This window comes from Cognatishimia sp. MH4019 (assembly GCF_020177595.1).
GTDB lineage: Bacteria > Pseudomonadota > Alphaproteobacteria > Rhodobacterales > Rhodobacteraceae > JAHTBL01.
Genome location: NZ_JAHTBL010000003.1, coordinates 367,172 through 388,585 on the forward strand (window position 1 = coordinate 367,172; position 21,414 = coordinate 388,585).

A 21,414-nucleotide genomic window follows, 5' to 3' on the forward strand; every position below is an offset into this window, starting at 1 on the left:
GCGGGTTTTCACGCACCGCCTCTGGACCTCCTGCATGACGCCGCCTAAACCTTATCTGGGTCAGGGAGTGGGCGATGTCGGAACCGCAGAGCAAAGAAATTGAGGCGTTGACGCCGCAGGAAGCCGAGGCCGAACTGGCCCGGCTTTCTGGCGTTCTGGGGGCTGCGAATACGGCCTATCACCGCGATGATGCGCCTGAGATTTCGGATGCCGAGTATGATAGCCTCAAGCGCCGCAATGCTGCGATTGAGGCGCGATTTCCTGAGCTGAAACGCAGCGATAGCCCCAGCGATCAAGTGGGCGGTGCCGTGGCCGATGGGTTTTCGAAGGTCACCCATGAAGTCCGGATGCTCTCGCTTGGTAATGCGTTCGACGACGAGGACGTGGCCGAGTTTGACGAGCGTGTGCGCAAGTATCTGGGGCTTGAGCCGGGCACCGTGGCCTACACGGCTGAGCCGAAGATTGACGGTCTCTCCCTTTCGCTGCGCTATGAAGGTGGCGCTTTAGTGCAGGCCGCCACGCGCGGGGATGGCGAAATTGGCGAGAACGTGATGGCCAATGCGCGCACGATTGAGGATGTCCCGCACAAGATCAACGGCGCGCCGGATGTGCTGGAAGTGCGCGGCGAGGTCTATATGAGCCACGCTGATTTCGAGGCTCTGAATGCACGCCAAACCGAAGCGGGTGGGAAAACCTTCGCCAATCCACGCAATGCCGCTGCAGGATCTTTGCGCCAGTTGGATGCCAGTATCACCAAGGCTCGCCCGCTGAGGTTTTTCGCCTACGCCTGGGGCGCGCTGTCTGCACCGTTGTCAGAGACGCAGTTTGGTGCGATCGAGCGGCTGTCGGAATTGGGTTTCCAAACCAACCCGCTGACCCGCCTTTGCGACACGACCGATGCGCTGATCGCGCAGTATCGCGCCATCGAAGAGGCGCGCGCGACGCTTGGCTATGACATCGACGGCGTTGTTTACAAGGTCAACGACCTCGCCTTGCAGCAGCGGCTTGGCTTCCGCTCGACCACGCCGCGATGGGCGGTTGCGCATAAGTTCCCGGCAGAGCTGGCTTGGACCACGCTTGAGGGCATCGACATTCAGGTCGGTCGCACGGGCGCGCTGTCTCCGGTTGCGCGGTTGCATCCGGTGAATGTGGGCGGGGTCATGGTCTCCAACGCGACGCTGCATAACGAGGACTACATCGCGGGCCGCGACGCCAAGGGTCAACCGATCCGCGAGGGGCGCGATATCCGGGTGGGCGATCATGTCCAAGTCTACCGCGCTGGCGATGTGATCCCGAAGATTGCCGATGTGGATCTATCGAAACGTCCTAAAAACGCGGAGCCTTTTGTCTTTCCGACCGTTTGCCCCGAATGCGGATCGGACGCGGTACGCGAGGAAGGCGACGCGGTGCGCCGTTGCACGGGCGGTATCGTCTGCCCCGCGCAAGCGGTCGAAAAGCTCAAGCATTTTGTCAGCCGTGCAGCCTTTGACATCGAAGGTCTGGGCGCCAAACAGGTGGAGCAATTCTACGCGGATGGATGGATCAAGCAGCCTGCCGATATCTTCACCCTGCGGGAGCGTTACGGCACTGGTCTGCAACAACTCAAGAACCGCGAAGGCTGGGGAGAGAAATCAGCGAACAACCTCTTTGATGCCATCGACGAGAAGCGCCAAATTCCTTTGGCGCGGCTGCTGTTTGGGCTGGGCATCCGGCATTTGGGCGAAGCGGGATCAGCGCTTTTGGCCAATCACTACGGCAATTGGGATACGTTCGAGGCTGCCATGACCGAGGCCGAGATTGGCGCAGGCGAGGCGTGGGAGGCGCTGAACGATATCGACGGGGTTGGCGCGGTGATGGCGGCATCGGTCGTCAATACCTTGCAGCAAGACGCGGAACGGGCGGCAATTGATGCGCTTGTCGCACAATTGGATGTGCAAGAGGCCGTGCGTCGGGTTGTCGAAGGCAGCCCTGTTGCAGGCAAAACGGTTGTCTTTACCGGCACGCTTGAAAAGATGACGCGGGCAGAGGCCAAGGCGCGGGCAGAGGCATTGGGGGCTAAGGTCTCTGGCTCGGTCTCGGCCAAAACAGATCTGCTGATCGCAGGGCCGGGGGCCGGATCGAAAGCCAAGAAGGCCGCCGATCTGGGGGTCGAGACTATCGACGAAGACGGCTGGCTGGAGCTGATCAGCGCGTTATGAGCAGCCGTCCCGAAATTCTGTTTCCGCTTTTCGCCGGGCTTGAGACATTGGACGGGATTGGCCCGAAGACGGCCCAGAACATGGCCGGTTTGGGCGTCGAGAAGCCGCGCGATCTGCTGTTCACGCTGCCCCATAGCGGGATCAACCGGGCTGTGCGCGGCTCGATCCGCGAGGTGGAGGCGCCGACGACAGTGACCGTTGAGGTTGAGATCGGGGAGCATCAACCCGCCGCCCGCAAAGGCGGGCCATACCGCGTGTTCGTGCGCGATGCACAGACCAGTTTTCAGCTGGTTTTCTTTCACGCGCGTGGCGATTACCTGAAAAAGGTGCTGCCGACGGGGCAAAAACGCTTGGTATCTGGCCGGATTGAGCTTTTTGATGGCGTGGGCCAGATGGTTCATCCCGATCACATTTTGCGGGCGGATGAGGCCGCAGATTTACCCGCATTCGAGCCGGTTTACCCGCTGACCGCAGGGGTTACGCAGAAGGTGATGGTCAAAGCCTCGGGCGCGGTGCTGGAGCGTGCGCCCGTACTTGCGGAGTGGATTGATCCGGCGCTGAAAGCCCGCGAGGGATGGCCGAATTGGGCAGATGCGTTGCGCCATGCGCACCGCCCCGCTGCGATCCAGGAACTGAGCCCTGAGCACCCGTCACGCGTCCGTTTGGCCTATGACGAACTAATGGCGCATCAACTCACACTCGCCTTGGCGCGGGCGTCCCGGCGAAAACAGCGCGGGATTGCAACGGTTGGGACAAGCGCGCTGCAGAACAAGGTTTTGGCCGCGCTGCCGTATCAAGCGACCGGAGCGCAGACGCGTGCTATTGCCGAGATTAGCGCTGATTTGGCAGCACCACAGCGGATGAACCGCTTGCTGCAGGGCGATGTAGGTTCCGGCAAAACGCTGGTCGCGTTCATGGCGCTGCTTGTGGCGGTCGAGGCAGGCGGCCAGGGCGTGATGATGGCCCCGACGGAAATTCTGGCGCGCCAGCATCTGGAAGGCTTGCAGCCGCTGGCCGCTGATGCCGGCGTCGCGCTGGAGCTGCTGACTGGGCGAGACAAGGGGCGTGATCGCGCCGCAAAGCTGGCGCGACTTGCGAGCGGTGATATTCAGATCCTTGTGGGGACCCATGCGGTCTTTCAGGACGATGTGCAATTCCACGATCTGCGCCTGTCGATCATCGACGAACAGCACCGGTTCGGGGTCCGCCAACGGTTGCAATTGGGCGCAAAAGGGCGTGCTGTGGATGTGTTGGTGATGACGGCAACGCCGATCCCGCGGTCTTTGGCTTTGGCGCAATATGGCGATATGGACGTGTCCGTGCTGGACGAAAAGCCGCCCGGGCGGCAGCCGGTCAAAACCGCGCTGATTTCGAATGGGCGACTGGACGAAGTGATCGACCATTTGCGCGGCGCGGTGGCCGAAGGTCGGCAGGCTTACTGGGTCTGCCCGCTGGTCGAGGAAAGCGAAGTGGTCGACATGACCGCCGCAGAAGAGCGCTTCAAGATCCTGCGGGCCGCCTTGGGCGAGGGCATCGTGGGGCTGGTCCATGGCCAGATGCCGCCTGCACAGAAAGACGCGGCAATGGCGAAGTTCGTGGCCGGGGAAACCAGCGTTTTGGTCGCCACGACCGTGATTGAGGTCGGCGTCAACGTGCCCAACGCGACGATCATGGTCATCGAACGGGCCGAGAGCTTTGGTCTGGCCCAACTTCACCAATTGCGCGGCCGGGTGGGGCGTGGGGCCGGGGCCTCCACCTGTTTGCTGGTCTATCAACCGCCGCTATCGGAGACGGCGACGCGTCGCTTGAAGGTGCTGCGCGACAGTGAAGATGGCTTCAAGATTGCTGAAGAGGATCTGGCCCTGCGCGGTGCGGGTGATTTGATTGGCACGGCTCAATCGGGGCTGCCCCGTTTTCGCGTGGCCGATATTGAACGACAGACCGGGCTGATGGCCTTGGCGCAAAGCGATGCGCGCAAGTTGCTGCATGATGATCCGGCGTTAACTTCTGAGCAGGGGCAGGCGGCGCGGGTGCTTTTGTGGCTTATGGAGCAGGACAAGGCAATCCGTTTAATTTCAGTGGGTTAGAGCGGCGCGTTCCATTTTGTTCACAAATGTTCTTAAAAAGTTCTTTACAGACGCCTTCCAAAATGAGAACAAAGGGTCAACAAAGTTAACGCGCCACCAAGACGGTGCCCCACCCGAACAAGGAACCGCCCCCCATGTTCACCGAGATGAAAACAATTGCCCGCCGTTCGTCCAACACGCTTCTTCAGGACGCCATTGGTGCCGCATCGCTTGTCGTGATGCTGCTTGTTGGCCTGCATTTGCCCGGCCTGATCTGAATTTGCCTGCCTGTTGCGCCTGAACCGCTCCGCATCCTGTCCCAACTGATGCGAACCTGACACTGCCTGTCATTTGCACCTTGGACGATCTGCCTCTCGTCCAGACCGGTCTCAGGGTCCCACGCAACACTGGCTTCCTTGCCGCCGCCATCCTTTCCCCGGATGTGCGGCGGTTTTTTTTTATTTAAAGGGAAGGGGTCAGGCGCAGTTGCTGGCTTCAGCTGCGTCAAACGCATCCAGCGTTGCATCAAGACTGAGCAGGATGGAGGCGTGGCGATTCTTGTAGTCGCGCGCAGGTTGCAGCACCTCAAAGCCATCAAATGGGGCGAGGGGAACAGGCCCATCGGCTTTCAACATCGCCTTGAGCTGATCGCGCGCGGCCTCAACATCGGATCGGGTCCGTCCTATGATGTTCGCGCCCACGACCGAGGCCGCGGCCTGACCCAAGGCGCAGGCTTTGACGTCTTGGCCGAATGCTGTGATCTGGCCGTTCTCCGTCACCAGATCGACCGTGACAGTGGATCCGCATAGTGGAGAGCGTTTCTTGGCCGTCGCCGTGGGGGCGTCCAGCCGATCCGTATGCGGAATATCTGCAGCCAGCGCCAGAATGCGCGCGGAATAGAGCTTGATTAGGTCTGTCTCCTGGCTCATGTCTTTTCCTTTCAGCGACAGGGTATTAAATAACCCGCGCGCGCCCGAATGCAAAAGAGAAAACACATGGCCTTTGATCCCAGCAGTTTGACGTTTAATGCGGATGGTTTGCTGCCGTGTATCGCGCAGGATGCAGCATCGGGTGAGATTTTGATGTTGGCGTGGATGAATGCGGAGGCTGTGGCACAGACGCTTGAGACCGGCCGCGTGACGTATTGGTCGCGGTCCCGGCAAGCGTTCTGGATCAAGGGTGAAACAAGCGGGCATATTCAGAAACTGATCGAACTGCGCGTGGATTGCGACCGCGATTGTTTGCTTGCGCTGGTCGATCAAACGGGGCCAGCCTGCCACACCAATCGCCGGTCGTGCTTTTACACGAAGGTTGAAACGACGGGCGAGACGATCCTGACCAAGCCAATGGTTTAAAGTCCGACAAGCCTGCGGATATCAGTAGGGCTGAGCCCATCCGCACGGTATTTCGAAATCGCGCGCGCATCGTCCCGCTTGGCGAGGCGCTTGCCCGCCTCGTCGCGGATCAGCGCGTGGTGGTGGTAACGCGGGGTCGGTAGACCCAAGAGCCGTTGGAGCAAGACATGGATAGGCGTGGCCTCGAAAAGGTCCGCGCCGCGGACGACGTCCGTGATGTCTTGGGCGGCATCATCGACCGTAACGGCCAGGTGATAAGACGTTCCCATATCGCGTCTGGACAGGACAATATCGCCGATCTCGGAGATAAGCCTTTCGGGTGTGGTGATAACGTTACCTTGATGCTTTGGACCGGTTTCTTGAAATATTACAGGCTCTTTCGCGGCGATCCTCATGTTAAGTCTGAGCGCCATATCATGCGGCATCTCGGTGGGACGCGGCTTGTTGCGACAGGTTCCAGGATAGATCACTCCGTCCGGACCGGTTAGCGGTGCGCCGTCTTGCGGCGCGCTTGCAGCTTCGGAAATGTCGCGGCGGTTACAAGTGCAGGGATAGAGCAATCCGGCATCCCACAGCGCTTGCAAGGCAGCGTGATAGGCAGGCATCCGCTCGGATTGCCGCAAGACGGGGCGTGGCCAGCCGAGACCAAGCCACGCAAGGTCATCATAAATCTGAGCTTGCCATTCCGGGCGCGCACGGCTTTGGTCGATATCTTCGATCCGAAGCAGGAATGTGCCGCCAGCCTTCTTTGCCTTTTCAGCGGCGATCAGCGCAGAATAGGCGTGGCCCAGATGCAGCGGCCCCGTTGGCGACGGCGCGAAGCGGGTGCGCATGATTTAGGACATCTTTTCAACGATATAGACGGAAGAGTTCATGTCTTTCGATAAAAGATGTGGCCCATAATCTTCAAGCAAGATCTTGATCGTTCCGGCGTCCGTCAACGCCTTCAACTTGCCCATGAAGGCCGGATCCTCCAACGTCGGGTCGTTATACGAAAACGCGTAAATCCCGCCTTTAGGCAATGCGGCAAGGAGCATGTCGTGGGTTTCCGGAGGTGCCGCGCCAAGGCTCACGACACCGATGGCTGCGATGATCTCGTAGTGATCGGTTGGTATCACGTCGCCCAGTTCGGACAGCCACAACGTGCGGTAAGCAGGCTTTTCACGCGCTTTTTCAAGCATCTGCGGTGTGATGTCAGTGCCATCAATCGTTGTGAAGCCTTCTGCGGCCAAGGCCATCCCGGACAGCCCGGTTCCGCAACCGAAATCAAGCACGGATCGGGTCTTGTCCGCGATCACGCCCGCCAAAGCTTTTGAAAGCCGTTCCGGGGTCTTGTAGGTCTCGGCAATCTCACCTTCATAGGTGTCGGCCCAACCGGCATACATCGCGCGGGTTTCTTCGGGGGACCGACGGGTCCACAGATTTTTCGGTGTGGTATCGCTCATACCTCCACCCTAGCCGTGCAGGGCGATGTCAGGCAACCGCCCGTGCGGATTGGCCCAGCCACGCAGTCCACGCAGCTTTCGCGCGGTCGGTATAGGCTTTGTAGCGGTCCTTGCGGCCGCGCCGCCCGCCTTTGAGCCCATCAACCGGCAGAAATAGCCCGAAATTGACATTCATCGGCTGGAACGTTTTGGCATCCGCGCCACCCGTGATGTGACGGATCAAAGCGCCCATTGCAGTATCTTGCGGGGGTGGCGTGACAGGTTGACCAAGGATCTCGGCGGCCGCCATGCGTCCGGCAAGCAGGCCCATGGCCGCGCTTTCGACATAGCCCTCAACGCCGGTGATTTGGCCTGCAAACCGAAGATGCGGCTTGGATTTCAGGCGCATCTGATCGTCGAGCAACGTAGGGGAGTTCAGGAATGTGTTGCGGTGTATTCCGCCCAAACGCGCAAAGCTCGTGTCCTCAAGACCGGGGATCATACGCAGTACGTCTTTCTGAGCACCGTATTTCATTTTTGTCTGAAAGCCGACGATGTTATAGAGCGTTCCTAAAGCATTATCGCGGCGCAATTGCACCACTGCGTAAGGCTTCACATCTGGCTGATGCGGGTTCGTCAGACCGACCGGTTTCATCGGCCCAAATCGCAGCGTCTCCCGACCGCGTTCGGCCATCACCTCAATCGGGAGGCAACCGTCGAAATAACCTGCGGTCTCGCCTTCCTTGAACTCCGTTTTGTCGGCGGCAAGCAGCGCGTCGATGAACGCTTCATACTGGTCGCGGTCCATGGGGCAGTTCAGATAGGCCGTCCGCTCTTCCTCGGTCTCGCCTTTGTCATAGCGCGACTGCATCCAGGCTTTGTCCATGTCGATGCTGTCATGGTAAATGATCGGCGCGATCGCATCGAAAAACGCAAGCGCCTCCGCCCCGGTTTCTTTTGCAATCGCGTCGGCCAAATTGCCGGATGTCAGTGGCCCGGTAGCGATGATCCAATGGCCGTCTTCGGGTAGTGACGTGATCTCATCATAGCTGACGCTGATATTGGGATGCGCGTTGATCGCCGCCGTAACGCTCTCGGCAAATGGGTCGCGGTCCACGGCCAACGCGCCACCCGCAGGCAGCTTATGCTTGTCGGCGGTCGTCATGATCAGACCATCCGCTGCGCGCATTTCCCAATGCAGCAGACCGACGGCGTTTTGCTCGTCATCATCGGATCGAAAGGAATTGGAGCACACCATTTCCCCAAGCATTCCAGTACGATGCGCGAAGGTCTTCACCTTGGGGCGCATCTCGTGGATGACCACTTGAACGCCTGCATTGGCGGCCTGCCATGCGGCCTCGGACCCGGCCATGCCGCCGCCCACGATATGAAGTGTCTGTGCCATGACCTGCGATGTAGTCCAAGGGACGGGCGTTGAAAAGGGCGCGCTTTACGCCTCTGGCTCTGCGCCACCGTCCGCGCCATCCTCCAGCGCATCGCCCTGATCGGCGATCCACGCGACCGAGACAACGCTTTCGCCTTTGGCTGTATCGAACACCTTCACGCCGCCCGCGCTGCGAGAGCGGAAGGAGATACCGTCAATCGGGCAGCGGATGGATTGCCCCTGCGAGGTTACCAGCATGATCTGATCGTCCATCTCGACGGGGAAGCTGGCCACGACAGGGCCGCCGCGCATGGCTTTGTCCATCGCGGCGACACCCATGCCACCACGCCCGCGCAAGGGGTAGTCATGTGACGAACTCAGCTTGCCGGCGCCTTGCGAGGTGATCGTCAGGATCAGATTCTCTGCCGCTGACATCTCTGCATAACGCTCCGGACTGATCGCGCCAGCGGGGGCTTCTTCATCCTCGATTTCGGCGTCATCGGCCAGACCAGCCATGGCGCGGCGCATCTTGAGGTAGCCCGCGCGCTCGTCAGCCTCGGCTTCGAATGACCGGATCACGGCCATAGAGACGACCTGATCGTCACCCTGCAGCTTGATGCCCCGCACACCCAACGACGCACGGGAGTTGAACACCCGCACATCGGTGCTGCGGAAACGGATCGCGCGGCCGGAATTGGTCATCAGCATGACGTCATCTTCGTCGCTGCAAATTCGCGCGTTGATCAGTTTGACGTCTTCATTCTCGCCCTCGAACTTCATGGCGATCTTGCCGTTCGATTTGACATTCGTGAAGTCTGACAAGGCGTTACGGCGCACAGTTCCAGCAGATGTGGCAAAGACGATTTGCAGATTTTCCCACTCATCCTCGGGCTTATCAACGGGCATGATCGCCGCGATCGAGACGCCAACCGGGATCGGCAGGATGTTTACAATCGCCTTGCCCTTTGCGTTCCGGCCACCCTGCGGAAGCCGCCAAGTTTTCAGCTTGTAGACCATGCCATCGGTCGTGAAGAACAGCAGTTGTGTGTGCGTGTTCGCGACGAAAAGCGTCGTGACGACGTCGTCTTCTTTGGTCGCCATACCGCCCACGCCTTTGCCACCGCGGCGTTGTGCGCGGAAGTCAATCAGCGGAGTGCGCTTGATATAGCCGCCCGAGGTGACCGTAACGACCATGTCCTCGCGCTCAATCAGGTCCTCGTCTTCCATATCGCCGGACCAGTCGACGATCTCGGTGCGGCGGGGCACGGCGAATTTCTCGCGCACGTCTTTCAGCTCGTCCGAGATGATGCCCATGATTCGCTCGCGCGACGCAAGGATTTCCAAGTATTCTCTGATCTTTGCAGCGAGTTCTTGAAGTTCGTCCGTCACCTCCTTGACCCCCATCGCGGTCAAACGCTGGAGGCGCAATTCAAGGATCGCGCGCGCTTGTGTTTCCGACAGGTTATAGGTGCCGTCCTCGTTCATCTTATGGGTCGGATCGTCGATCAGCTTGATGTATTCGGCGATATCCCCCGCGGGCCAACGGCGCGTCATCAGCTTCTCGCGGGCCTCAGCCGGATCGGCGGAGGAGCGGATGGTCGCGACAATCTCGTCCACATTGGTGACGGCCACGGCAAGACCGCAAAGAACATGGCTGCGTTCACGGGCTTTGCGCAGCTCAAACGCGGTGCGGCGGGCGACAACCTCTTCGCGGAAGGCGATGAAAGATGTCAGGAAGCGGCGCAGCGTTAACTGTTCCGGCTTGCCGCCATTCAGCGCCAGCATATTGCAGCCGAAATAGGTCTGCATCGGCGTGAAGCGGAACAGTTGGTTCAAGACCACTTCAGCAGTTGCATCGCGCTTCAGCTCAACCACCACACGGACGCCGACACGGTCGGACTCGTCCTGCACATGACTGATGCCGTCTATCTTTTTGTCGCGGACCTGCTCTGCGATCTTCTCGATCATGGTGGCCTTGTTCACCTGATAGGGAATCTCATCAATAACAATGGCGTAGCGGTCCTTCCTAATCTCCTCAACCCGCGTTTTCGAGCGGACGATGACGCTGCCGCGCCCTTCCAGATAGGCTTTGCGCGCACCAGAGCGGCCCAGCATGATGCCTCCGGTGGGGAAGTCTGGACCCGGCACATATTCGATCAACTCTTCGCTCGTCAGATCGGGGTTTTCGATGAGGGCAAGCGTCGCGTCCACGACCTCCCCAAGGTTATGGGGCGGAATATTGGTGGCCATACCGACGGCGATGCCGCCAGCACCGTTAACCAGCATATTGGGAAAGCGCGCTGGCAGAACTGTCGGCTCGCGATCCTTACCGTCGTAATTGTCCTGAAAATCGACCGTCTCTTTCTCGATATCGGCCAGAAGCGCATTGGCAGGCTTGTCCATGCGCACTTCGGTATAGCGCATCGCGGCAGGATTATCCCCGTCCATCGAGCCGAAATTGCCTTGCCCGTCCAGCAAAGGCAGCGACATGGAGAAATCCTGCGCCATCCGCACCAGCGCGTCGTAAATCGCGCCGTCGCCATGGGGGTGGTACTTACCCATCACATCGCCCACCGGGCGGGCGGATTTGCGGTAGGATTTGTCGTGCGTGTTGCCCGTTTCGTGCATCGCATAAAGGATGCGGCGGTGTACCGGCTTCAACCCGTCACGCAGATCAGGGATTGCGCGGCTGACAATCACGCTCATGGCGTAATCGAGGTAAGACGATTTCATCTCATCGGCGATAGAGATGGACGGCCCGTCATACACATAACGCTCGGGCGTATTTTCGTCTTCGTTATCAGGGGTTTCCGGGGTGTCGTTCACGTAATCGGCCACTTCTTCTGGAGAGGTCTATATTTTGTTGTCTCACTCTATCAGAGCCGCGATATGGGGTGCAACGGATTTGCGCGCCCCCCCCTTGTCAGCCGATGGTAAAGACTGATAACACACTGTTTTTATTGAAAAGTAATTCTTTTCAGGTCTCAATAGACAAAGCGAGCAGAAGAGGAGGCAGAAATGCCATCATCAGAGACTGAATTGATGCTTCAAGGATACGGGCTGACCACGGCAGAGTTTTTCTACCACATGCCCGACTATCCCCATGTGCTGAACACGTTCCTCTGGCAGGACTATGACCTGGCGCCAGATCACCCCAAGCTCTTCAAATTTGTTGAGTTTTGGCAGGACGAAATTGAAGGCCCGCTGCATTCCGTGCGCTTTGTGCACCGCAAGGAGATAAGCGCCGGGGAATGGCAGCAGCTAAAGGGCGAGTTTACCTTGCACTAGCGCGCGCCGCCATCAGCCAAAGCGCCATCAAGGCAAAAGACGCAACCGCGTTCCAACTGGCCATCGACAGGCCCAACATCTCCCACGCGATCTCGTCGCAACGCACCAGCGGGGCGGTCATGATCTGATCCAGCAGGTCTTCAGCAGAGACGCCCGAGATATCGCCGGAAGTGCAACTGGAAGGGCCTTCCCACCAGCCCCGCTCGACCCCGGTATGAAAAATGCCGATACCGCCGCTTGCCGCCGCTGCGAGCGCGCCCAGAAGCGGCAGGATCATTCCGGATGCCGCGACAGCCAGAATGCCGATTGGCACGGCGGCCATATGGGGCCAGCGCTGCCAATAACACATGGCACAAGGCGCCATGCCGCCAATATACTGAAAGGCCCAGGCACCCATCAGCAAGGCAAGAGAGCCGCCAGCGGCCAGATAGATCAGGCTGTTACGGGTCATAGGAAGCGCACCAGGTAGAAACTTCCAAAGAGCAGGATGATGAACAGGGTAAACATAAGCCCCAGCCGCTTTTCGATGAAATCACGAATGGGTGCGCCGAATTTCCACAAAAGCCAAGCGACGACGAAGAAGCGCAGGCCGCGTGCCACGATGGAGGTGAGGATGAAGACGGGCAGGTTCAGCCCCGTCGCCCCGGACAGGATCGTGATCACCTTATAAGGGAAGGGGGTCACGCCCGCCGTCAGCACGACCCAGAGGCCCCATTCATTGTAGCGGGTGGTGAACTGCTCGAAGTAAGCTTCTTTGCCCAAGGCCATCAGCACCGGTGCGCCCAGCGTATCATAGGCCAGCGCGCCGATCGCATAGCCAAAAAGCCCGCCCAGCACCGACGAGACCAGCGCGACGCCTGCGATCAAAAACGCGCGGCGTGGTGTGGCCAGGATCATCGGGATCATCAGCAAATCCGGCGGGATCGGAAAGAACGAGCTCTCCATAAAGGCAACCGCCGCCAACGCCCACAAGGCATAGGGCGACTCGGCCAGCGACAAGGTCCAGTCGTAAAGGCGTCTGATCATGGGACTGCTCGGTTTGTTTTTTGTCTTAGGCCATGGGATTGGCCAAGCGTCAAGGTTGAGATGCGTTTGTCGCCTGCTAGGATGGCTGTGATTAAGAAGGAATAAGCGATGAAATGGCGGGGACGGCGGGGCAGTCGAAACATTGAGGATCGCAGACGGTCAGGCGGGGTGGCCCGGACCGGGGGCATTGGCGGGATCGGGCTTGTCGTGGTCGTTTTGATCGGCCTCTTTCTGGGGGTCGACGTCACGCCGCTTTTGCAAGGCGGCGGGGGCCAGGTGACGGGCGGCGGGCAAACCGAGATCACGCAAGCCGACGAGGACGCAGCACAGTTTGTCTCGGTCACTCTGGCCGACACCGAAGAGGTCTGGTCCGAGATTTTCCGCACTCAGATCGGAGAGCGGTATGATCCTCCGACGCTGGTGCTTTTCAAAGGCCTCACCCGTTCGCCTTGTGGCGGCGCGCGCGGCGCGTCGGGGCCATTCTACTGCCCGGCGGACGAGAAGGCCTATCTGGACACAGCCTTCTTCACCACGCTGAGCCGGCAATTGGGCGCATCCGGCGATTTTGCCGCCGCCTATGTCGTGGCCCATGAGGTCGCGCATCACGTCCAGAACGAGCTGGGCATTCTGGGGCAGGCCAACCGCATCCGCGCGCAGTCTTCTTTAGCGCGGGCCAATGCGATTTCGGTCCGGATTGAGCTGCAGGCCGACTGCTTCAGCGGGATCTGGGCGCGCTACGCGCAAGAACGGTTCAATACGCTGGAACGCGGAGATCTGGACGAGGCGATGAATGCCGCACGTCAGATCGGCGATGACACGCTGCAACGCAATGCAGGCCGCGCCCCCAATCCGCATAGCTTCACCCATGGCACTTCCGAACAACGCCAGCGCTGGTTCGCACGCGGCTACAACGATCCGCAAATTCAAAACTGCGACACCTTCAGCGCACAGCGCCTATAACCAGTTGATTGCATCGCCTGTGCCGCGCTAGATGCGCCAAACGCGAACCCGGATAAGGCAGAGGCGCAGATGGCACTGGCAGTGCAAATGGAAACCCGGGTTGGGCGCGGGGTCGCGGCATTGGCCAAAGGCTGGGCGATTCTGGGCGGCATCCTGCTGGTCGCGTTGTCTCTGATGACGGTCGTGTCGATCATCGGGCGGGCGCTGACGGGCTATGGATTGGGCCCGGTGCCGGGGGACTATGAGCTGGTGGCAAATGGCTGTGCGATTGCGATCTTCGCCTTCCTGCCGTGGTGCCAATTGCGCCGTGGGCATGTGACCGTGGACATCTTCATCAACCGGCTGTCGTCGCGCGCCATCGCGGTGTTCGGGTTTCTGGGCGATGTGCTGGTGCTGGCTGTCTCTGCGGTGATCGCGCGCCAGCTTTACTTCGGCTGGGGAGAGAAGTTTCCCTACGGCTCAGACGCGCTGCGTGACGCGCTTGGCATGGGGTTCAAACCCTTCTTCGCCGAGACAACCTATGAGCTGCAAATCCCTGTCTGGATGCCTTACACAGCCGCCCTGATCGGCGCGGCGCTGATGGTGATCGTGGCGGCCTATACGGTCTGGCGGTCGCTCAATTGGGTGATCGACGGGCAGGAGCCGCAGCTGTGACCGGCCTTGCCCTCGCTCTTACAGCGTTTGGTTGCATGCTGGTGGGCATCTTCCTGCGCGTGCCGATCGCGCTCGCGATGGGGCTGACCGGGTTTTTCGGCAGCTGGTATGTGATCGGCGTGCCGACCGGTGCACTCGCGCAGTTGAAATCGCTCAGCTACGAGACGTTCTCGAACCCTGGCCTTGCCATCGTTCCGCTGTTCCTGCTGATGGGGCAATTCGCAACCCGTACCGGCATGTCGGCAGCCCTATTTGAGGCGGCCTCTGACTGGCTGGGCCACCGTAAAGGCGGTGTCGCCATGGCGTCGGTTGGGGCTTGTGCAGGGTTTGGCGCAATTTGCGGGTCGTCACTGGCAACCGCGTCGACCATGGGGCAGGTGGCCCTGCCAGAGATGCGGGCGAGGGGCTATTCCGATGCGCTCAGCACAGGTGTTCTCGCGGCAGGTGGCACGTTGGGCATTCTTATTCCGCCGTCGATCATCCTTGTGATCTACGCGATCATGGCCGAGCAGAATATCGTCAAGATGTTCATGGCCGCTTTGATCCCAGGCGTTCTGGCCGCCCTTGGCTACATCCTGACAGTTGCGATCTATGTCCGTGTACGACCCAACTCGGCCAGCACCGCACCGCGCATTCCATACGCGCAGCGCTTTAAGACGCTTAAAGCCACGTGGCCGGTGTTCGTGATCTTCGGGCTGACCATGGGCGGCATTATTGCCGACTGGAACTGGTTCCGGCCCGGCACTCAAGCGCTGTTCACCCCGAACGAGGCCGCCGCCTTTGGGGCCGCCGCGACCGGGCTTTATGGCGTCGTCACCGGCAAGCTGGATTGGGAAGGCTTCAAACTGACCATTCTGCAAACGGCCAAAGCGACAGGCATGATCTTTTTCATCCTGTTGGGGGCAGAGATCCTCAAAGGGTTCCTCGCCCTGACCCGCGCGCCGGATTTGCTGGCCGATTGGGTGACCACCCAAGGTTTTTTGCCGATCACCGTGCTGCTGGTCATGCTGCTCTGCTATCTGATCTTTGGCTGTGTGATGGACAGCTTGTCGATGATCTTGCTGACCGTGCCCCTTTTCCTACCCATCATCGAAGTGCTGGATTTCGGCATGACCGCCGAGGAAACAGCGATCTGGTTCGGAATCCTTGCGCTGATCGTGGTGGAGGTCGGGCTGATAACGCCCCCGGTCGGGATGAACCTGTTCATTATCAACGGCGTCGCGCGGGATATTCCGATGGGGCAGACCTACCGGGGCGTGACGCCGTTTGTGCTGTCCGATCTGGTGCGCGTTGGCATTCTTGTGGCGTTTCCCGCCTTGACGCTATGGCTGGTGGGCGTGGCGTTTTAAGCTGCGTGTTTCGCGCTGCCGCGCGAGGATATTTGCAAAAAGCGAAAGCTAGCTCAGCATCTTATCGACTGTGTCGCCAGAGATGCCATGGGCAAGCAGGCTGAAGTCGCCGTCCTCCAACATCGCCTTGGCCGCGTCGTGAAGCGTGCGTTGGGTGGCGCGTGCCAGCGCTGAGCCAAGGGAGACGCGGGCGATGCCGGTTTTGGCAAGCGCTGATAGCGGGACGCTTTGAAATGGCGCAATCGCCAGCGCATTGACGGGCAGGGAGGTCGCATCGACGATGGCTTTCAAATCCTCCAGCGATTTGACGCCGGGGGCATAAAGCCCATCGACGCCTGCCGCCTCAAACGCCTGCAAACGCGCAATGGCCCGATCGAGTGGCTCTGTTTCCAGCAGCAAAACATCCGTGCGCCCGACCAGAAAGAAGTCTTTGCCAAGCGCTTTGGCCGCCGACGCGGCGGCGCGCATGCGTTCGCTCGCCAACGCAACATCATAAGGATCACTGCCTGGAAGGGCCGTGTCTTCGATACAGATGCCGGCCAGGCCAGCCTCGGCCGAGAGGCGCACGGTTTCAGCGCAAATGTCGGGATCATCGCCATAGCCGTTCTCGAAATCGCCTGAGACCGGCACATTGACCGCGGCCACCAGATCCTGCGCATGCGCCAGGGCTTGATCGCGCGGCACATTGGCGTCGGGCACGCCCAAAGTGAAGCCATGGGCAGCCGAAGACGTCCCGATCGCTTGCGCGCCCATCGCGACAAGCATCTTGGCAGAGCCGATATCCCACGCATTGGCTAGAATGAACGGATTGCCCGGCTGGTGCAGGTCGCGGAAGCTGGTCATGGCGGTGTCCTTTCGCAAATCCTCGCCACGCTACGCTTCAAATCCGCGTGGCGCTAGATTTTTGCGCCAGTGCCGCCTATACCAATGTCATGGACTGGATCTGTTGCCTCTGCCGCGCTTAATCCGCGATTGCCTCTGCGCTTTCGCGCATCCCGCCTTTTCACCCGACAGATGACTTGCTAAGCCGCGCTCAAGCCCGCGAGGACCATTCCATGACCCAGATCCGTTTGCATAACTCCAAGACCCGCCGGAAAGAGGAGTTCACGCCCTTAGAGGCCGATAACGTGCGGATGTATCTGTGCGGACCGACGGTCTATGACCGCGCCCATCTTGGTAACTCGCGCAATGTGCTGATGTTTGATGTGCTCTACCGACTGCTGCGTCATGTCTATGGCGCGGATCACGTCACCTATGCACGCAATTTCACCGATGTGGACGACAAGATCAACACGCGGGCGGCGGAAAGCGGGCGGTCGATTTCCGAAATCACACAAGAAACCATCGGCTGGTATCATGCCGATATGGATGCGCTTGGCGCATTGCGCCCCAACCACGAACCGCGCGCGACTGCCTATATTGCCGAGATGGTCGCGATGATCGAAGACCTGATCGCCAAGGGGCATGCCTATGCCGCCGAAGGGCATGTGCTGTTCGCCGTGGACAGCTTTGACAGCTACGGCGCGCTGTCGGGACGGTCGGTTGACGACATGATCGCGGGCGCGCGGGTCGAGGTCGCGCCCTATAAGAAAAACCCGATGGATTTCGTGCTGTGGAAGCCCTCCTCGGATGATCTGCCGGGATGGGACAGCCCTTGGGGCCGGGGCCGTCCGGGCTGGCATATCGAATGCTCGGCCATGACCGATGCGCTGTTCGGGCCGTCTTTCGATATCCATGGCGGCGGCACCGATCTGATGTTTCCGCATCATGAAAATGAAGTTGCGCAAAGCTGCTGCGCGCATCCTGACGGGCAATTCGCACAGATCTGGCTGCACAATGAGATGCTGCAGGTAGAGGGCAAGAAGATGTCGAAATCCCTTGGCAATTTCTTCACGATCCGCGACTTGCTGGATCAGGGCATTCCTGGTGAGGTCGTGCGTTTCGTCATGCTTGGCACGCATTACCGCAAGCCGATGGACTGGACCGACCGCAAGCGCGCGGATGCCGAAGCGACCTTGCGCAAATGGCGAGAGATGACAGCGGACGTGGAACCGGGTGAGATGTCGGAGGCTGTGATTGAAGCCTTGGCAGATGATCTGAACACAGCCGGGGCCATCGCAGAGCTGTTCCGTTTGGCCAGTGAAGGCGATGTCGCGACGCTGAAAGCCTCGGCGCAGATGCTTGGCCTTTTGACGGACCCGTTGGGCGGTTGGGATCAGGTCGATACCGGCGATCACGGCGCGCGGATCGAGGCGCTGCTGCAAGAACGTGCCGAGGCCCGCAAAGCCAAGGACTTCGCCCGTGCGGATGCGCTGCGCGATGGCTTCGCTGCGGCGGGCGTCATCGTGAAAGACACCGCCGATGGCGCCACATGGGAGGCCGGGCCGAATTTCGACCCAAGCAAGCTCGATGAGCTTTGAGGCCTGCGCAGGGATCGTCGAGCGCGGCGATCCCGAGCGGTTTCTCGCGATTATGGCCGGTCCGGTAGAGGCGCGGCGCATCCTCTTTCCAATCATCGCTTTCAATGTCGAGGTTTCGCGCGCGCCTTGGGTTACTCAAGAGCCGATGATCGCCGAAATGCGCCTGCAATGGTGGCGCGATGCGTTGGAAGAGATCGCCGAAGGCCGCCTTGTGCGCGCCCATGAGGTCACGACACCGCTGGCAGAGGTTCTGACGCCGAAACAGGCACGCGATCTGGACCGTCTGGTCGCGGAGCGGCGTTGGGATATCTACGCCGACCCGTTTGAAGATGCGGCACATTTTGAGGAATACCTGACCGCGACGGCGGCCAATCTGCTGGTCACCTGCGCGCAAGCCTTGGGCGATGCCAGCGCCGAGGTAGTGCGCGGCTTTGGGTGGGGTGTGGGACTGGCCAACTGGCTACGCGCGGTCCCGGAACTGGAAGCACGGGGCAAAGTGCCCATGGTCGATGGTCGCCCGGAGGCTGTGCGTCTTCTGGCCGAGCGTGGCATCGCCTTGATCCGCGAGGCGCGCGCGCGCCGGGCCGCCGTGTCGGCCAAGTCAAGCCCGGCGATGTTGATGGGGTGGAAGGCCGAGCCTGTCTTGCAAGCCGCCGCCCGCCATCCGGAAGCCGTCGTGCAAGGGGCGCTGGACCCAAGTCCTGCTCGTGCGAAACTCAGCTTGATGGTGAAATCCGCTACGGCGCGGTGGTAGCTTTAGGGCGCAGGGTCAGCCAGATCAGCGCGCCGCCTGCAAGGATCAGGAACGGCGCCATGGCCAGGTTCACCGCTGTCCACCCTTCGACAACTGATCCGCCCGAGCAGTTCATCAACCCGCCCGAGGCAAGCGATGCCAATGTCACGCAGCCGAAAACGATCGTGTCATTCATGCCTTGCACACGTCCGCGTTCTTCCGGGCGTTGGGCCGCCGTCAGCATCGCTGTTGCACCGATAAAGCCGAAGTTCCAGCCGACGCCCAGCAGGACCAGGGCGATAAAGAATTGCTCAAGCTCGACCCCTGACAGCGCGACCATGCCGGCAAGCGCAAGGATGAAAAGGCCAAGCGATACGATCTTTTCTGCGCCAAACCGCACGATCAGATGCCCTGTGAAAAACGATGGCGCGAACATCGCCAGTACATGGGCGCTGACCACGTCTGCCGCATTACCGGGCGAGAAGCCACAACCCACAACCGCCAGCGGCGTCGAGGTCATCACCAGCGTCATCAGCGCATAACTGACCATCGCGCAGATGATCGCCACAAGGATTTTGGGGTCTTTCAACAACTCCATCCGCGTGCGTCCCGCAGGCGCGTCCTGTTCCAGTTTGGGCGGCTTGGGGATATCGAGCAGAAAGAACAACAGCATCCCGAAAAGGTTGATCAGGATCGCGACAATATAGGTCCCAAGGAAAGTGACAGCGGTCAGATCCAGCGTCACCTTAACCAATTGCGGCCCAATAAGTGCGGCCAATAGGCCACCCGCCAGCACATAGCTGATTGCTTTTGGCCGATATGCGTCCGAGGCGGTGTCGGTCGCGGCAAAGCGGTAAAAACCCTGCGCCGACATATAGATGCCGGTCATGTAACTGCCGAGCAGGAAGATCCAGAAATTGCCGATTGTCAGGGCATAGGCCGCGATCATCGACCCGATCAGACCGCCGGTCGCGCCCACCAGAAAGCCATTGCGGCGCCCATGGGTCTGCATGAAGGCGCTCAGCCAGGGTGCGGTGGTCATTGAGCCGAACACCATCATCGAGATGGGCAAGGTCGCAAGGCACAGGATCGGGGCCATTTGCTGGCCTGCCAACCCGCCGATCACCATGATCATCGTGATCTGGCTGCCCAAAATCGCTTGGGCTGCCACCAAAACCCATACGTTCCGCTTGGCACGGCTGTCGTCGGGGATATCGGTGGCGATGGTGGTCATGAAGGTGCAGTAAACCGTTAAGTTCAGTCGGGCAAGCGCTGGTCGATCAGGTGCGCAAAGGAGCCGCAGGCACGGCCCTCTCGCAGCCCCATATCCGGCAGTCGGGTGCCTTCGGCATCCTGCGCTTCAAACAGGGGCAGACCTTTTGCCTTTATCGTGGTCGCGTAGTGAAACTCGTGTGCTGCCCACGCGCCGGGAAAAGGCCCACCAACTGCGCGCAAATTCCGATATCCGAGGTGGAGCTTCCGCTGGGCAAAGGATGTCTCCAGCCGTAAGAGGCCCAGCATGGCGTGACGGGTGCCGTCTGCATCCATCAGGCCGTCCCCCATCACTATGTATCCTCCACATTCCCCATATATATCAGTATCTTCAGAGGTTATCTTGATGCTGTTTATGAAGGTTTCATTGTTCGCGATACGACCTGCATAAAGCTCCGGATACCCACCCGGAAGGAGGATCAAATCCGCCTCTGGTGCAGCCTCATCGGCCAAGGGCGAAAAGGGCGTCACCTCAGCCCCGACTGCTTGCCAATCGGACAGGATATGAGGGTAAGCAAAAGCGAAAGCCGCGTCCTGAGCGATTGCGATTCGTTGGGCTGGTGGCGTGAGGCTCTTGCTTTCAGCAGTGGTTTGTCGGGACGCGTGCAGCGCGGTCAAAGCATCCAGATCCAGCGCCCCAGCCATGGTCGCGGCGGCGCCATCAAGAAAGGCCTCAAGATCAGGGCGTTCTTGCGCCTGAACCAGCCCTAAATGCCGGGACGGATGGGCAAGACCAGCCTCGCGCGGCACCACGCCAAGCACGGGGAGACCGAGAGGTCCAAGAGCTGCACGAAGCATTCTTTCGTGCCGTGGGCTGCCGACGCGGTTCAGGATCACGCCTGCAATTTGAACCGCGCTGTCGTGCCCTGCGAAGCCCGCAACCAAAGGTGCCACCGATTGCGCCATGCGCGCGGCATCGACGACCAGAACCACGGGCAGACCCAAAAGTCGGGAAAGATCGGCAGTCGCACCCACACCGTCAGGGGGCGCGCCATCGAAAAGGCCCATCGCGCCTTCGACGATCAGTGTGCCATCACCCGCTGCCAAAGCCGCGATGCGACCCGATGACATCGCCCAAGCATCGAGGTTTACGCATGGTGCGCCCGAGGCGGCCTCATGAAAGCGCGGATCTATATAATCCGGCCCGGATTTCGCACTTCGAACCGGCACGCCACGCTGCTTAAGGGCGCGCAATAGGCCGAGGGTGATCGTTGTTTTTCCGCATCCAGAGCTTGGTGCAGAGATAATAAAACCTTTTTGAAGCAGACACATGCGGAGCTAACTT

The 21,414-nt window shown here is 60.1% G+C and carries 20 protein-coding genes; 10 read left to right on the top strand and 10 right to left on the bottom strand.

Features of this window, described 5'->3' with window-relative positions; genetic code table 11:
• Positions 1-74 precede the first annotated feature (74 nt).
• The 3 genes from ligA (at position 75) to KUW67_RS18350 (ending at position 4,542) form a co-directional block, all read left to right on the top strand.
• Entirely contained in the window at positions 75-2,198 is a 2,124-nt protein-coding gene (gene ligA / locus KUW67_RS07905; RefSeq protein ID WP_224824750.1) for an NAD-dependent DNA ligase LigA, read from the top strand.
• A complete protein-coding gene (gene recG, locus KUW67_RS07910) occupies positions 2,195-4,285 on the top strand; it encodes an ATP-dependent DNA helicase RecG (RefSeq protein ID WP_224824751.1) in 2,091 nt (696 codons plus the stop codon). The genes ligA and recG overlap by 4 nt, the downstream gene beginning before the upstream one ends.
• Positions 4,286-4,419: 134 nt before the next feature.
• Complete coding sequence (locus KUW67_RS18350; protein ID WP_255596752.1) at positions 4,420-4,542, top strand: hypothetical protein; 123 nt, start codon at positions 4,420-4,422, stop codon at positions 4,540-4,542.
• A 198-nt stretch (positions 4,543-4,740) separates the two neighbouring features.
• Here the strand turns inward: KUW67_RS18350 and KUW67_RS07915 are convergent, their stop codons facing one another.
• On the bottom strand, positions 4,741-5,193 hold the full coding sequence (locus KUW67_RS07915; RefSeq protein ID WP_224824752.1) for an iron-sulfur cluster assembly scaffold protein: 453 nt from the start codon (positions 5,191-5,193) through the stop codon (positions 4,741-4,743).
• A gap of 66 nt (positions 5,194-5,259) precedes the next feature.
• Between KUW67_RS07915 and hisI the strand changes: the two genes are divergently transcribed.
• On the top strand, positions 5,260-5,619 hold the full coding sequence (gene hisI / locus KUW67_RS07920) for a phosphoribosyl-AMP cyclohydrolase (protein WP_224824753.1): 360 nt from the start codon (positions 5,260-5,262) through the stop codon (positions 5,617-5,619).
• Here hisI and gluQRS read toward each other — a convergent pair.
• Genes gluQRS through gyrA form a run of 4 tightly spaced genes read right to left on the bottom strand, consistent with a single transcriptional unit; the run spans position 5,616 to position 11,253 of the window.
• Complete coding sequence (gene gluQRS / locus KUW67_RS07925) at positions 5,616-6,452, bottom strand: tRNA glutamyl-Q(34) synthetase GluQRS (RefSeq protein WP_224824754.1); 837 nt, start codon at positions 6,450-6,452, stop codon at positions 5,616-5,618. The two genes, hisI and gluQRS, sit on opposite strands and share 4 nt — an antisense overlap.
• A 3-nt stretch (positions 6,453-6,455) precedes the next feature.
• The gene (locus tag KUW67_RS07930; RefSeq protein ID WP_224824755.1) at positions 6,456-7,064 is read right to left on the bottom strand and encodes a class I SAM-dependent methyltransferase; all 609 of its coding nucleotides are present in this window, start codon (positions 7,062-7,064) and stop codon (positions 6,456-6,458) included.
• Between the two features lie 28 nt (positions 7,065-7,092).
• A complete protein-coding gene (trmFO, locus tag KUW67_RS07935; protein WP_224824756.1) occupies positions 7,093-8,448 on the bottom strand; it encodes a methylenetetrahydrofolate--tRNA-(uracil(54)-C(5))-methyltransferase (FADH(2)-oxidizing) TrmFO in 1,356 nt (451 codons plus the stop codon).
• A 45-nt stretch (positions 8,449-8,493) separates the two neighbouring features.
• Complete coding sequence (gyrA, locus tag KUW67_RS07940) at positions 8,494-11,253, bottom strand: DNA gyrase subunit A (RefSeq protein ID WP_224824757.1); 2,760 nt, start codon at positions 11,251-11,253, stop codon at positions 8,494-8,496.
• Between the two features lie 192 nt (positions 11,254-11,445).
• Here gyrA and KUW67_RS07945 point away from each other — a divergent pair, with 192 nt between their 5' ends.
• The gene (locus KUW67_RS07945) at positions 11,446-11,715 is read left to right on the top strand and encodes an usg protein (protein ID WP_224824758.1); all 270 of its coding nucleotides are present in this window, start codon (positions 11,446-11,448) and stop codon (positions 11,713-11,715) included.
• Here KUW67_RS07945 and KUW67_RS07950 read toward each other — a convergent pair.
• Both KUW67_RS07950 and KUW67_RS07955 read right to left on the bottom strand, forming a co-directional pair.
• On the bottom strand, positions 11,702-12,166 hold the full coding sequence (locus KUW67_RS07950; RefSeq protein WP_224824759.1) for a disulfide bond formation protein B: 465 nt from the start codon (positions 12,164-12,166) through the stop codon (positions 11,702-11,704). The genes KUW67_RS07945 and KUW67_RS07950 overlap by 14 nt on opposite strands.
• Positions 12,163-12,741 carry a YqaA family protein gene (locus KUW67_RS07955; RefSeq protein WP_224824760.1) on the bottom strand — a complete coding sequence of 193 codons (579 nt, stop codon included), beginning with the start codon at positions 12,739-12,741 and terminating at the stop codon, positions 12,163-12,165. Before KUW67_RS07955 ends, KUW67_RS07950 begins: the two co-directional genes overlap by 4 nt.
• Positions 12,742-12,849: 108 nt before the next feature.
• Between KUW67_RS07955 and KUW67_RS07960 the strand changes: the two genes are divergently transcribed.
• The 3 genes from KUW67_RS07960 (at position 12,850) to KUW67_RS07970 (ending at position 15,704) form a co-directional block, all read left to right on the top strand.
• Positions 12,850-13,701: a neutral zinc metallopeptidase gene (locus KUW67_RS07960; RefSeq protein ID WP_224824761.1), complete on the top strand. Its 852-nt coding sequence runs from the start codon at positions 12,850-12,852 to the stop codon at positions 13,699-13,701.
• Positions 13,702-13,770: 69 nt separating this feature from the next.
• On the top strand, positions 13,771-14,355 hold the full coding sequence (locus KUW67_RS07965) for a TRAP transporter small permease (protein ID WP_224824762.1): 585 nt from the start codon (positions 13,771-13,773) through the stop codon (positions 14,353-14,355).
• On the top strand, positions 14,352-15,704 hold the full coding sequence (locus KUW67_RS07970) for a TRAP transporter large permease (protein WP_224824763.1): 1,353 nt from the start codon (positions 14,352-14,354) through the stop codon (positions 15,702-15,704). Before KUW67_RS07965 ends, KUW67_RS07970 begins: the two co-directional genes overlap by 4 nt.
• Positions 15,705-15,752: 48 nt before the next feature.
• Here KUW67_RS07970 and KUW67_RS07975 read toward each other — a convergent pair whose 3' ends face one another.
• Positions 15,753-16,547: an isocitrate lyase/phosphoenolpyruvate mutase family protein gene (locus tag KUW67_RS07975; protein WP_224824764.1), complete on the bottom strand. Its 795-nt coding sequence runs from the start codon at positions 16,545-16,547 to the stop codon at positions 15,753-15,755.
• Positions 16,548-16,759: 212 nt separating this feature from the next.
• Here KUW67_RS07975 and cysS point away from each other — a divergent pair, with 212 nt between their 5' ends.
• Together cysS and KUW67_RS07985 are read left to right on the top strand one after the other, a co-directional pair.
• On the top strand, positions 16,760-18,124 hold the full coding sequence (cysS, locus tag KUW67_RS07980; protein WP_224824765.1) for a cysteine--tRNA ligase: 1,365 nt from the start codon (positions 16,760-16,762) through the stop codon (positions 18,122-18,124).
• Positions 18,114-18,878 carry a squalene/phytoene synthase family protein gene (locus KUW67_RS07985; protein ID WP_224824766.1) on the top strand — a complete coding sequence of 255 codons (765 nt, stop codon included), beginning with the start codon at positions 18,114-18,116 and terminating at the stop codon, positions 18,876-18,878. The genes cysS and KUW67_RS07985 overlap by 11 nt, the downstream gene beginning before the upstream one ends.
• On the opposite strand, the gene KUW67_RS07990 is transcribed toward KUW67_RS07985, so the two are convergent.
• Both KUW67_RS07990 and KUW67_RS07995 read right to left on the bottom strand, forming a co-directional pair.
• The gene (locus KUW67_RS07990; RefSeq protein WP_224824767.1) at positions 18,862-20,091 is read right to left on the bottom strand and encodes an MFS transporter; all 1,230 of its coding nucleotides are present in this window, start codon (positions 20,089-20,091) and stop codon (positions 18,862-18,864) included. The genes KUW67_RS07985 and KUW67_RS07990 overlap by 17 nt on opposite strands.
• A 23-nt stretch (positions 20,092-20,114) precedes the next feature.
• Complete coding sequence (locus KUW67_RS07995; protein ID WP_224824768.1) at positions 20,115-21,401, bottom strand: cobyrinate a,c-diamide synthase; 1,287 nt, start codon at positions 21,399-21,401, stop codon at positions 20,115-20,117.
• Positions 21,402-21,414 lie beyond the last annotated feature (13 nt).